Below are 13151 nucleotides of genomic sequence, written 5' to 3'. Positions count from 1 at the left end.
CGGTAAAAAGTCGTATCTTTGCGCCTCAAAATCATGCCGTAACATGATAAGCGCCTCCCAAAAGGCTTACTCTTTCACTCTGTGTAACGGCATGTAACTTTTAAATTAAACAGATACATGAAATTATCTCAATTCCGTTTCGATCTCCCTCTTAACCTTATTGCCCAGAACCCTACCAAAAAACGCGAAGACAGCCGTATGATGGTAATTGACCGGAAGACCGGCAATATCGAGAACAAACATTTTAAAGAGATCATTGATTATTTCGACGACAAGGATGTGTTTGTAGTGAATAACACCAAGGTTTTTCCTGCCCGTATGTACGGCCGTAAGGAAAAAACAGGTGCCAAGATAGAAGTGTTCCTGTTGAGGGAACTGAACAAACCCAATAAATTATGGGATGTGATCGTGGATCCTGCCCGTAAGATCCGTGTAGGTAACAAATTATATTTTGGCGAAAGCGACGAACTGGTTGCCGAAGTGATCGATAATACCACCAGCCGTGGCCGTACCATCCGTTTTTTATGGGATGGCACCGATGAGGAATTCCGCCAGATGCTGGAAATACTGGGTGAGACCCCGCTGCCAAAATACATCAAGCGCAAACCCGAAGAAGAAGATAAAGAGCGTTACCAGACCGTTTATGCCAAGCATGAAGGAGCCGTAGCAGCGCCTACTGCAGGTTTACACTTTAGTAAAGAACTGATCAAGCGCCTGGAAATAAAAGGTATCCGCTTTGCAGAAACCACGCTGCATACGGGTTTAGGTACCTTCCGCCCTATTGAAGTGGAAGACCTGAGCAAACATAAAATGGATGCCGAATATTACAGGGTGGAAGAAACAGCCTGCAATATTGTGAACAAGGCAAAAGAAACCGGTCACCGCGTTTGCTCAATAGGTACCACTACCATGCGTGCCATGGAAAGTTCTTTCACCGCACAAAAATTACTAAAACCATCCGAAGGCTGGACCAATCACTTTATTCACCCGCCTTATAGTTTTAATATTGCCGATGCACTGGTAACCAACTTTCACTTACCAAAAACAAGTTTACTCATCATGGCCTGCGCCTTTGCCGGTTACGACCTGATGATGGAAGCCTATAAAAAAGCGATCAAAGATAAATACCGTTTCTTCAGTTATGGAGATGCGATGCTGATCATTTAATTTCCGCAACATCATTTTTAAGAACGCCTCACCAGTTGGGGCGTTTTTTATTACCTGTATAAAATAAAAAAGGGCCAGGATAGAAATCCAGCCCCGTTTAAAATCCAATATCCTATGAAAAACCACTCATTAGACGTTCAAAGTGGCTAAAATGTTGTAAATGATTTGTTAAGAGTTTTAATTATTTTTAGGAAACATAAAACTGCTTGCAATGAAAACAATACAGCAATGGCTTGCCGAGTATGGTGAAAGCCACCAGAATGCCACTAATAAAACCATTCACTGGATTTGTGTTCCCACCATTTTCTTTTCGGTAGTAGGGCTTTTGTACAGCATAAAACTGCCATGGGTAGCCGCAGGGGTGCAAATCAACGCTGCCATCATCATCATGCTGCTGGTAATAGTGTATTATTTATCGTTATCCCGAACCCTGTGGATCGGCATGTTGCTGTTTGGTGTATTGTGCCTGTATATTTGTTACTTGGTGGAGCAAGCTGGCTTTATCCCTCTCTGGTTATTTTGTGTCATTACTTTCGTCCTTGCCTGGATCGGGCAATTCTATGGCCATAAGATAGAAGGTAAAAAACCCTCTTTTTTAAAGGACCTGCAGTTTTTAATGATCGGCCCGGCCTGGCTGATGAGTTTTATCTATAAAAAAATGGGGATAGGGCTTTAATGCCCAACCGGCTTGCCTTAACTGATTAGCATTTTTAAATATTTGACAGTATCTTTAAGGGATATGAGAAGGCTTTGCTTATTGTTCATCTTCTTTATCTCGGGCAACCTGTTTGCCCAACCTGCCGTATTGCAGTGGCAAAAAAGCTATGGCGGCAGCTTAGCCGATGATCCCAGCGACCTTTTATTATTACCTGACGGCAGTTTCCTGGTGTTGGGTTCCACAGCTTCTTCAGATGGAGACATGAAGGCTAATATCGGCAGTTCCGGCATTAAGGATATTGTGCTCACAAAATTCGACCCGGCCGGTAACCTGGTTTGGCAAAGATTTTACGGAGGTTCTGCAGAAGAACTTGGCTCCAGCATTGTCAAAACCGCTGATGGAGGCTTTGCTATAATCGGCAGCACTCAATCCAATGATGGAGATGTAAGCGGTAATCACGGTGTGGTTGATGTATGGATAATTAAAGTGGATGCAGCAGGAATCATTCAATGGAAAAAATGTTATGGGGGCGCTTATAGCGACTGGGGCTCCGATATTATAGCAGTAAACGATGGATTTGTTGCTGTAGGTTTGACGTACTCTGTAGATGGAGATGTATCAGGAAATCATGGCGCAATAGATGAGTGGATATTCAAAACAGATCTTTCTGGTAATTTAATATGGCAGCAATGCTATGGAGGTAGCAAACGGGATGGTTTTTACAGCCAATACGGGGCTAAAACCCTTATCAGGCAAACTCTTGATGGCAACTATGTTATTGCCGGCATAACAGATTCAAATGATGGCAATGTTTCTAACCCGATACCCAATAATGTGGACGATATATGGGTGTTTAAGATCACTACTACCGGCAGTATTATATGGGACAAATGCATTGGTGGGCGTTTTAGCGATAATCCTTGCACTATTATTGTAAACAGCGACGGTACTTATACAATCGGCGGTCTGGCCTATTCTGATAACCTGCCGGGTTCGCAGGCAAACAATATTTATAATGGTGACGGCTTTTTGTTTAAGCTGGATGCCAACGGGAACCTGCTATGGCAAAAAGCTTTCGGAGCAAATAATGAAGATCTTGCCTTTTCATTCGAGGCAACCCCTGATGGGGGATATATAGCACTGGGTACAACCAAATCCAACAGTGGCCAAATTTGTAAAAAACACGACATGACCGAAGTCTGGCTCACAAAGCTGGATGCTGCAGCCAATATACAATGGAGCAGGACCTTTGGTGGTAGTAAGATCGATCGTGGACAAAAATTAGCCCTTCTAAATGCCACATCCTGTATGGCATTATCCTCCAGCACTTCCGGGGATGGGGACCTTACATTGAGCCAGGGCAATACAGATATCTGGCTCACCCGATTTTCTTTTACCGGGCAGCTAACATTTCCTTCTGTCATTATCAAAGCTGAAAAAGCGAGCATTCCCTGCTCTACCCAACCACTTTATTTTATTGCCCAACCTGTAAATGGCGGAGCCAACCCGGTATTTCAGTGGAAGCTGAATGGCGTAACAATAGGTAATAACAGCGACACCCTGCGCATCTACAGCCTGCAAAGTACTGATGTAATTTCGTGTGTGCTTACCAGTGATGACCCCTGTGTGGATATAAAAACGGCGACTTCCAACAATCTTTCCGTGCAGGTGGGTGCATTACCACCGCCCCGGAATTTCCTGGCTGCAGATACCGCTTTATGCAGCTTCCAGCGTATTGAACTAAAGGCCAACCGCAAATTTGTAAGCTATTTATGGAGTAATAATGCCATTACCGAAACGATCAATGTAAAACAACCGGGCATTTACTGGTTAGAGGTAACCGACCAGTCGCAATGCACCGGCCGCGATTCGATCATTATATTTCCCAAAGCCTGCATAGAAGGCATTTTTATACCCAACGCATTTACGCCCAATAAAGATGGCAAGAATGATCTGTTCATGCCCATTATGAATGCAGATGTAAAACAATACCGGTTTATTATTTACGACCGTTGGGGACGGGTGGTTTTTGAAACCACTACGCTCAATCATGGTTGGGACGGCACTTTAAAAAACAGCCCTTTTAATACCGGTGTTTTTGCCTGGCAATGCCAGTACCAGCTGGAAGGAGAAGCCCCCACTTCCAAAAGAGGCACGGTGTTGTTACTAAGATAAAATCCTGCAAATAAAAATAGCTGCAGGCAACAATATACTTATCCCTTGCAGCTATTCCCCTTGCAACTTCTTCCTTACAATCCAAACAAGCCTGCGTTCAGCAGTTGCAATGTCTGTTCTTTATAATTTCGTGTAATCAGTAACGATACATTGTGTTTGCTGCCGCCATAACTTACCATACGTACGGGTATCGGCTCAATAGCATCAAACAGTTTTTTCATCACATCTTTTGTTTCGGCAATTTCGTTGCCTACAATAGATACGATGGTGTGATTGGTATCCACTTCCACCGTTCCGAATGGTTCCAGTTCCTTAATGATATCCGGCAGGTTCAGGTCATTATCAATGGTAACAGATACAGCTACTTCCGATGTAGTGATCATATCGATGGAAGTGCGGTATTTTTCAAACACTTCAAATACTTTGCGTAAAAAACCATAGGCCAGTAACATACGGCTGCTCTTTACCCGGATAGCAGTGATACCATCTTTTGCTGCCACTGCTTTTACACCCACACTGCCGGCTTTTTCAGCAATCAAAGTGCCTTTGGCGGTTGGTTCCATGGTGTTCAGCAATTTTACTGGTACATTGTAAAACTGCGCCGGCCAAATACTGGCAGGATGTAAAATCTTAGCGCCAAAATAAGCCAGCTCTGCTGCTTCTTCAAAGCTCAGTTGCTCAATGGCGAATGTTTTATTTACAATACGGGGATCGTTGTTGTGCATGCCGTCTATATCCGTCCATATTTCGCAAACACTGGCATTAATAGCTGCTGCTATCAGCGAAGCGCTGTAATCGCTGCCACCACGTTTTAAATTATCCACTTCGCCTTTGGCATTGCGGCAGATATATCCCTGTGTAATGAAGATCTTTTTTTCGCTGTGCTGTTTTAATAACTGTGCCAGTTTTACTTTGATAGCGCCCACCTGCGGTTCATCATACGCATCGATGGTCATAAATTCCAATGCAGGTAAAAAAGCATGATCGATATTATTTTCTGTGAGGTAGATAGAAAATAATTTAGTGCTCAGCAATTCGCCCTGTGCCAAAATATCTTTGTTCAATGCTTCGCTGAAAAGATATCTTCAATATGATGTATAAGAATTCAAAATGTTCCTGCAATATTTTACCTGCAGCCTGCAGCCCCGGTTCGGATTTCAATAACTGCTTTACAAATTCCTTATAATGATTTTCCAGCTTTTCGATCAGTTGTTTGGCTTCGGATTTATTGCCCGATGCCATGGCATTGCTGATATCCACTAAACTGTTGGTTGTTCCACTCAGGGCCGATAATACCACGATCTTGCTTTCATCATCCGCGGTTATCAGTTGACTTACCTGGTGCATTCTCTCCGGCTTTCCTACGCTGGTGCCGCCAAATTTCATTATTTTCATAATCCCCCCCATTGCCGCTTCTGCGGCAGATTTTTAATTAATAAATGATTTTAAATTTTTTGCAAAAGTATTTTATATACCATGCTATTCCAAATGCAATCAGGAAAAAACCAAAGAAAAACGTTGCGCAAGCGCCTGCAGGTCCTCTGCCACCGCATTTACCAGCGGAATACCCTCTTTCATCCGTTCAGCTTCCATTTCTCTTTCAGGGTCGCCCGGAATGATCACTTTTTCTTCGCCCGCAACAGTTTTGGCGCTGCGGAAGCGTTTGATCCAGTTATCCATGTGCTGTTTAAATTCCTCCGCGGTGCGGAAGGCATCAATGCGCATGGCGCCAAAAAAATGGCCGATACCTTCGCCCGGCATATTTTCGGGCATGGGCACATAGGCAGGGAATGGCGGTACCCAGGGCCCGTAATTGGCACCGCTGAGCACGGCCGAAAAAATATCTACAATAGCACCCAGCGCATATCCCTTATGGCTGCTGTGCTCCCGGTCGCCGCCTAACGGTAACAGTGAGCCGCCGTTCTTCAATTCGTTGGCATTGGTGCTGGATCGGCCTTCTTTGGTTTGTATCCAGCCCGTAGGCGCATCGGCGTTTTTTCTTTGCAGTATTTCCAGTTTTCCGTTGGCGGCAGTGGTGGTGGCAAAATCGGCCACAAATGCGGGTTCGGTTCCTGCTGGTATTGCCACAGCAATGGGATTGGTGCCCAGCATTCTTTCTACCGAAAAAGTAGGCGCCACCAGGGCACTGGCATTAGTCATAGCAATACCGATCATATCATGCGGCAAAGCCATCATAGCGTGGTAGCCTGCAATACCAAAATGATTACTGTTCTTTACACTCACCCAGCCGGTGCCTACATTTTTTGCTTTATCAATGGCCACCTGCATGGCATAAGGCGCCACCACCAATCCTAAGCCTGCATCTCCGTCAACCACAGCAGTGGAGGGTGTTTCGTGTGTTATTGTAATTTTCGGAGTGGCATTTACCCTTTGTACTTCCCACAGGCGTATATAACCGCTGAGCCTGGCCACACCATGGCTGTCCACACCACGGATATCGGCCGACAACAATGTTTTAGCAGCGATATCCGCATCTTTTTTACTGCATCCTATCTTTTCAAAAACAGCAGTGCTGAATGTATATAATTGTTCGTAAGTATATATTTTTTCCATCGGGCAAAAATAATCTAATTACTATAGTATAGCGCAAAAAGGGAAAGCCGTTCCTGGTGTGGAACGGCTTTTGCTAAAACCCCGCCTTATATGTCAACTAATTATTGTCCATTTGCATCTCGTCCTCTTCACCGGCTTTTTTATCCTTTCTCATCTGCATCATTTTCTGCTTTTGCTCGTCAGATAAAATGCCCATGGTGCTCTTTGCCTGTTCTTTTTTCAATGCCTTTAATTTAGCCTGTTTCTGATCGGGTGTAAGGCTGGCATCGTTTTCAATGGCCTGTTTCTTTTCCTGGCCGCTTTGCCTGATCTCTTTTAATTTACCTTTTTGCTCTTTGGTAAGATTCAGCTCCCGCATCATCTTCATTTTCTCGCCTCTTGAAGCGCCGGTGGCCGGTGCGGCTGTGGAATCGTTTGCTGCAACAGCTCTTTTACGTTGTACCTGTGCAAATGAAACCGTGAACATAATAAGGGCCGCAGCCAGTAAGGTGGTCTTTTTCATTGATCATTTTTTACGTGCATTGGATTACAGAATTGTACAAAAGTTTAACGGGCCTTAAAATAAAAAAGAAAACCCCGCCAAAAGGCGGGGTTAACAACGATTGCCGTCTGCGCCAAAGGCGAGACAGGTTTGCTTGCCAGCTTTTTTTATCTTAAGAAAAGCATTTCCCTGTATTTAGGCAGTAACCATTGGGTGTCATCCACCATCAGTTCCAGCTTATCTACATGATAACGGATAAGGTCGAAATATTTTCCTTTAATATTATCGCAATAGGCAATTGCCCTTTCTCTTGTATCAGAGATCTCGTTAGCAACTTTCCTTTCTTCGATCATTTTTTTAACGTTGTCGCTTACCACCACGATGTGTTCGCTGATGGCTTCCAGCACCTGCAACTGGCTTGCATAAGTACTTTCTTTTAAACCCGCTTCTTTCAAACCTTTGATGTTTGTCAGCAAAGTGTTTTGATATTTAACTGCAGAAGGTAAGATATAAGTGGTAGCCAGTTCGCCCATGATCCTTGCTTCGATCTGAACTTTCTTGATATAATCTTCCAGCATGATCTCGTGCCTTGCTTCCAGTTCGGCATGGTTGTAAATATCATTGCTTTCGAATAAATGCTTCGCTTTTTCAGTAACATAAGCATCCAGCGCCAGCGGAGTTGTTTTTACATTGGGTAAGCCGCGTTTTTCAGCTTCTTTAGCCCATGCTTCGCTGTAACCGTCGCCTTCAAACAATACTTTTTTGCTTTCTACAACATATTTCTGCAATACCTGCATGATAGCCACTTCTTTTTTATCGCCTTTTTCGATCAATGCATCCACATCTTTCTTAAAGGTTTTTAAAGTTTCTGCCAGTATGGTATTTAATACGGTCATGTTGGTAGCACAGTTAGCTGCAGAACCCACCGCACGGAATTCGAATTTGTTACCGGTAAATGCAAATGGAGAGGTCCTGTTCCTGTCGGTGTTATCCAGCATCAGTTCAGGTATGCTTTTATGGATATCCAGTTTCAGCATGGCTTCATCCTGTTCGTCGAATTTACCACCTACCCTTGTTTCCACCTGTTCCAATACAGTGGTCAAATATTTACCAATGAAAGCAGAGATGATCGCAGGAGGCGCTTCGTTGGCACCCAGGCGGTGATCGTTACCTGCGCTGGCGATAGAAGCTCTCAACAGGTCAGAATAATCGTATACCGCTTTAATGGTGTTCACAAAGAAGGTAAGGAACATCAGGTTGGTCTTAGGCGTTTTACCAGGCGCTAATAAGTTAACACCTGTATCAGTAGCCATACTCCAGTTATTGTGTTTACCACTACCGTTGATGCCGGCAAATGGTTTTTCGTGCAATAATACTTTTAAGTCGTGGCGTTTTGCAACCCTTGTCATGATGTCCATCAGCAACAGGTTGTGGTCAACAGCAATGTTCACTTCTTCAAAAATAGGTGCACATTCAAACTGTGCAGGCGCTACTTCATTATGACGTGTACGTAAAGGAATACCGAGTTTGTAAGATTCTTCTTCAAAGTCTCTCATAAAAGCGTATATCCTTTCGGGTATGGTTCCAAAATAATGATCTTCCAGCTGCTGGCCTTTTGCAGGTGCATGGCCAAATACAGTGCGGCCGGTCAGTACCAGGTCAGGACGGGCATTTGCCAAACCGGCATCCACCAAAAAATATTCCTGTTCCCAACCAAGGGTTGGTGTTACCCTGGTAACGTTTTTATCAAAATACTGGCAAACATCTACAGCAGCTTTATCCAAAGCCACCAATGCTTTTAATAAGGGGGTTTTAGCATCTAAAGATTCACCGGTGTAAGAAACAAATATTGTAGGGATGCACAGGGTTTTGCCCTGGCCGATCTCCATAATGAATGCAGGAGAAGAAGGATCCCATGCAGTATAACCACGGGCTTCGAAAGTGGCCCTTAAACCGCCGCTTGGGAATGAAGAAGCATCCGGTTCCTGCTGGATCAATGCACCACCATCAAATTCTTCAATGGGTGTACCATCTCCTTTCAACGTAAAAAATGAATCGTGTTTCTCAGCAGATAAGCCTGTTAATGGCTGGAACCAGTGCGTGTAGTGGGTAACGCCTTTGCTTTCGGCCCATGCTTTTACACCGTTAGCTACCTGGCCGCCCATTGCACGGTCGATCTTTTTACCACTTTTGATAGATGCCACTAAGCTTTTATAGGCTTCGTCACTTAAAAACTGGCGGGCAACTTTAAGTGTAAATACATTTTCATTAAAGATTCCGGTGATTTTTGAAGAGCCTGCTACTTCAACTTCTACAGGATTGCTGGTTAAGTTTTCCAGCGCATTGAAACGTAAAGATTGCATATTTTTATGTTTAGATCAACAAAAAAACACTAAAATCAGTTACAAAACAATTTTTTTACCTTTTTTCTTTGAAAAAAAATGAGTTTTTTTGATAAAACACAAATATGTTTTTATTTTTTAATATTAATACTCTGCTGTAGCTTTACCCAGTTTATACGGCATAATAAGGGGGTTATTAAAAAAGGGAGGTATACACTCCTGTACCGTACAATTGAGCCTAAATTGGGCATTATATAGCCAATAAAAAGGAACATACTGAGTGTAAAGAAAAGCCCGAAAATAATAAATGGGTTATATGATTTTTCCTGTTTTTTTAGCCCGTTAAAAATAAACAGAATAAAAAGCAACTGGTACAGGATCAATTCCACAGCAAGGGGCAGCAGGTTTTTTACTGATATCTCGGTGGGGTATGGCCGCAGCAGCAGGTGATTGTACGCTTGCGGCGCATTTACAGCAAAACTTTTAAAATGAGGAGCCAATGTATCGGTATGGATCATCGTGGCGGCCTGGGGCAATGCAAAAAAATCGGCCTGCTTATTTACCACTGTTTGCGGTGGATTGATAGAAGATATTATGGAATGAATATTAAAGAACAGCAGGCCTGCAATGATATACCCTGCAATAAAAGTGGGGAGCGGTGGCCATTTGAATTTTACTGCCAGTATCCATAATACCAGCGCCGGTAAAAGGTTCATCAGCACATAACTCCTGATGAGGAAGATGGTAACAAGGCAAAGAAAAATAATGGTGAGTCGCTTTGTATTAAAGCTTTTTTGCAGCGACTGGTATACGGCATAACATAAAAGACCTAATGCAATAAAAATGATCCCATCCTTCTGCACACCCGATGTAAAATAAAGCATTGAGGGTAAAAGGAAACAACCCACTATCACAGCTTTCTGCCGGTTCTTGTATACCTGGATAAACAACCTGTAAAAAGCCACATGCCCTAAAAATCCCATGCAGTTAAAGAAAAGGCTGTTGATATAATAATTGCCGCGGCTGAAGAGATCGAATACCGACAGCATTTTACTGATAAGATTATTGCGCAGGTCGTTCCAGAACGACTGGAAGGAATCGAATATGCCGCCATAATGTGCACCGTAATTAGATTTAAAAAGATTGGTGAAATATTCATGCGGATCGCTCCACAGTAACTGGTATTCAACCCATCCATCTTTGTTCACATCCCAGTAATCGTTGCCCGGTCCATAAACATGATAGGATACCCACCCGATGACTACCCCCGCTATTATCTTCAGCAGGAAAAGCAGCACTATGGATTGCCTGCTGATACCGGCGTTTTTTACAAACGGAATTGTAGTGATCCACCAACCACAGAGCAGCAGGTAAATAAAAAAAAGAAAATACTCCAATGCAATAAATTTTCAATGTGGGAAGATAGTTAAAATATTTGCGATCCTTCTTTCTTAATAAAGCATTACGGTGTTACCTTTGCGCTTTCTAACACTCCTTCTACTTCATTTATGGAAATAACAGTTAAAACAGCAGAACAATTACGTATTACAGCCGACGAATTTGAGTTAATAAAACAGAAACTGGGCCGCACCCCTAACTTTAATGAACTCTGTTCCTTTAGTGCCATGTGGAGCGAACACTGTAGCTATAAAAATTCCATTAAATGGTTAAAGACGTTGCCCCGCGAAGGCAAAAAAATGCTGGTAAAAGCCGGTGAAGAAAATGCCGGGCTGATGGATATCGGTGACGGTTACGGTGTGGTATTTAAAATTGAAAGTCATAATCACCCTTCTGCTATCGAACCCTTCCAGGGAGCGGCAACAGGCGTGGGTGGTATCAACAGGGATATTTTTACCATGGGTGCAAGGCCTATTGCATCTTTAAACAGTTTACGCTTTGGCAATTTAAAAGAAGCCAAGACACAACATTTGCTGGCCGGTGTGGTGCATGGTATTGGTCACTATGGCAATTGCTTTGGTGTACCTACGGTAGGCGGAGAAATTTATTTTGAAGATTGTTATCATACCAATCCATTAGTGAATGCCATGAGTGTGGGCATTTTAAAAAATGGCGAAACTATTTCTGCAACATCGGGAAAAGTAAAAGGCAATCCTGTATTTTTTGTAGGCAGTGCCACCGGTAAAGATGGTATCGGCGGTGCAAGTTTTGCCAGCGCCGATATTACGGAGGACAGTGCACAGGACCTGCCTGCAGTACAGGTGGGTGATCCTTTCCAGGAAAAGAAATTACTGGAAGCCTGCCTGGAAGTAATGAAGACCGGCGCTGTGGTGGGTATGCAGGATATGGGTGCAGCAGGTATCATCTGCAGCACCAGCGAAATGAGCGCCAAAGGTGAAGCCGGTATGCGCATTGACCTGGAAAAAGTACCTACCCGCCAAAAAGATATGAAGGCCTGGGAATTATTATTGAGTGAAAGCCAGGAAAGAATGTTGCTGGTAGCAGAAAGAGGAAAAGAACAGGCGGTGATAGATGTATTTGAAAAATGGGACCTGCCCTGCAGCGAGATCGGTGAAGTGACCACGGATGGCATTCTGCAGTTTTATATGAACGGAACACTGGAAGCTGAATTACCTGCTTTCGAACTGGTGCTGGGTGGCGGCGCTCCTCAAAACGACCGTCCTTACAGCGAACCAAAATATTTTGAAAAAATAAAAGCCTTTGATGCGAATACTATTGCTGTACCTGCTAACCTGAAAGCTGCTGCAGAGCAATTGATACAGGTGCCCAATATTGCGAGTAAGCGTTGGGTTTATGTGCAGTACGATAGCATGGTGGGCGCAGGTAATGCCAGCACCAATGCACCGAGCGATGCAGCCATTGTTATTGCAAAGCCTACCAATAAGGCACTGGCATTAACTACAGATTGCAACAGCCGGTATGTTTTTGCTGATCCTTACAAAGGCGCTATGATAGCGGTGGCAGAAGCTGCCAGGAATATTGTGTGCAGCGGCGGCCAGCCTTTGGGCATTACCAACTGTTTGAATTTTGGTAACCCTTATGATCCTGAAGTGTATTACCAGTTTGTACACGCCATTAAGGGTATGGGCGAGGCCTGCAGAAAATTTGATACGCCTGTAACCGGTGGTAATGTAAGTTTTTACAACCAGGGACCGGATGGCGCCGTATATCCTACGCCTACTATTGGTATGGTGGGTTTACTGAACTCTGCCGATGATAAAATGACGATGGATTTTAAGAATGAAGATGATGAGATATACCTGGTAGGTACACAACGCAATGATATCAACTCATCAGAATATTTACATAAACTGCATGGCGTGGAACATTCACCGGCGCCTTACTTTGACCTGGACGAAGAATTTGAAGTGCAGCACGAAATAAAGAAGATGATCGATAAAAAACTCATCAACTCTGCACATGATGTAAGTGAAGGCGGCCTGTTCATCACATTAATGGAAAGTGGCTTTAACCGCAACCTCGGCTTTAACGTAAATACCACCGATAAATCTTTAAGGAAAGATGCTTACTGGTTTGGCGAAGCGCAAAGTCGTGTAGTCGTTTCTGTTAGTAAAGAAAACCGAAATGATTTCAATATGCTACTGGAAAAGATGGAGATCACTGTTACTTACCTGGGTACTGTTACCGGCGGCGGCATCAGCATTGATGGTGAGGACTGGGGCAATGTATGCGAGTGGAAAGAAAAATATGATAATGCAATTGGCAATTTACTGGCTGGCCATGAGAGTGATCATGCTTTATCTTCTTTATAATT

Annotated in this window: 10 protein-coding genes; 4 read left to right on the top strand and 6 right to left on the bottom strand. The window is 43.5% G+C overall.

Annotated elements, in window-relative coordinates; all coding sequences use genetic code 11:
* Positions 1-117: 117 nt before the first annotated feature.
* The 3 genes from queA to QM738_RS24615 all read left to right on the top strand — a co-directional run bounded on the left by queA (position 118) and on the right by QM738_RS24615 (position 4000).
* Positions 118-1167, top strand: a complete 1050-nt coding sequence (gene queA / locus QM738_RS24625) for a tRNA preQ1(34) S-adenosylmethionine ribosyltransferase-isomerase QueA (RefSeq protein WP_462279437.1) — start codon at positions 118-120, stop codon at positions 1165-1167.
* Positions 1168-1378: 211 nt separating this feature from the next.
* Complete coding sequence (locus tag QM738_RS24620) at positions 1379-1843, top strand: Mpo1 family 2-hydroxy fatty acid dioxygenase (protein WP_462279436.1); 465 nt, start codon at positions 1379-1381, stop codon at positions 1841-1843.
* A 42-nt stretch (positions 1844-1885) separates the two neighbouring features.
* Complete coding sequence (locus QM738_RS24615) at positions 1886-4000, top strand: T9SS type B sorting domain-containing protein (protein WP_462279435.1); 2115 nt, start codon at positions 1886-1888, stop codon at positions 3998-4000.
* A gap of 74 nt (positions 4001-4074) precedes the next feature.
* On the opposite strand, the gene QM738_RS24610 is transcribed toward QM738_RS24615, so the two are convergent.
* The 6 genes from QM738_RS24610 to QM738_RS24585 all read right to left on the bottom strand — a co-directional run bounded on the left by QM738_RS24610 (position 4075) and on the right by QM738_RS24585 (position 10794).
* Positions 4075-5064: an aspartate kinase gene (locus tag QM738_RS24610; RefSeq protein ID WP_462279434.1), complete on the bottom strand. Its 990-nt coding sequence runs from the start codon at positions 5062-5064 to the stop codon at positions 4075-4077.
* Entirely contained in the window at positions 5021-5395 is a 375-nt protein-coding gene (locus tag QM738_RS24605) for a hypothetical protein (RefSeq protein ID WP_462279433.1), read from the bottom strand. The genes QM738_RS24610 and QM738_RS24605 overlap by 44 nt, the downstream gene beginning before the upstream one ends.
* Positions 5396-5494: 99 nt before the next feature.
* Positions 5495-6574 carry an Ldh family oxidoreductase gene (locus QM738_RS24600; protein ID WP_462279432.1) on the bottom strand — a complete coding sequence of 360 codons (1080 nt, stop codon included), beginning with the start codon at positions 6572-6574 and terminating at the stop codon, positions 5495-5497.
* A 97-nt stretch (positions 6575-6671) separates the two neighbouring features.
* Complete coding sequence (locus QM738_RS24595; RefSeq protein ID WP_462279431.1) at positions 6672-7076, bottom strand: hypothetical protein; 405 nt, start codon at positions 7074-7076, stop codon at positions 6672-6674.
* Positions 7077-7222: 146 nt separating this feature from the next.
* Positions 7223-9418, bottom strand: a complete 2196-nt coding sequence (locus QM738_RS24590; protein WP_462279430.1) for a glutamine synthetase III family protein — start codon at positions 9416-9418, stop codon at positions 7223-7225.
* Positions 9419-9528: 110 nt separating this feature from the next.
* Positions 9529-10794: a DUF2142 domain-containing protein gene (locus QM738_RS24585; RefSeq protein WP_462279429.1), complete on the bottom strand. Its 1266-nt coding sequence runs from the start codon at positions 10792-10794 to the stop codon at positions 9529-9531.
* Between the two features lie 111 nt (positions 10795-10905).
* Between QM738_RS24585 and purL the strand changes: the two genes are divergently transcribed.
* On the top strand, positions 10906-13149 hold the full coding sequence (gene purL / locus QM738_RS24580; protein WP_462279428.1) for a phosphoribosylformylglycinamidine synthase subunit PurL: 2244 nt from the start codon (positions 10906-10908) through the stop codon (positions 13147-13149).
* Positions 13150-13151: the final 2 nt, after the last annotated feature.

It is taken from the genome of Ferruginibacter sp. (genome assembly GCF_049840995.1).
Taxonomy (GTDB): Bacteria; Bacteroidota; Bacteroidia; order Chitinophagales; family Chitinophagaceae; genus Ferruginibacter.
This window is presented reverse-complemented; position numbering and strand designations above follow the sequence as displayed.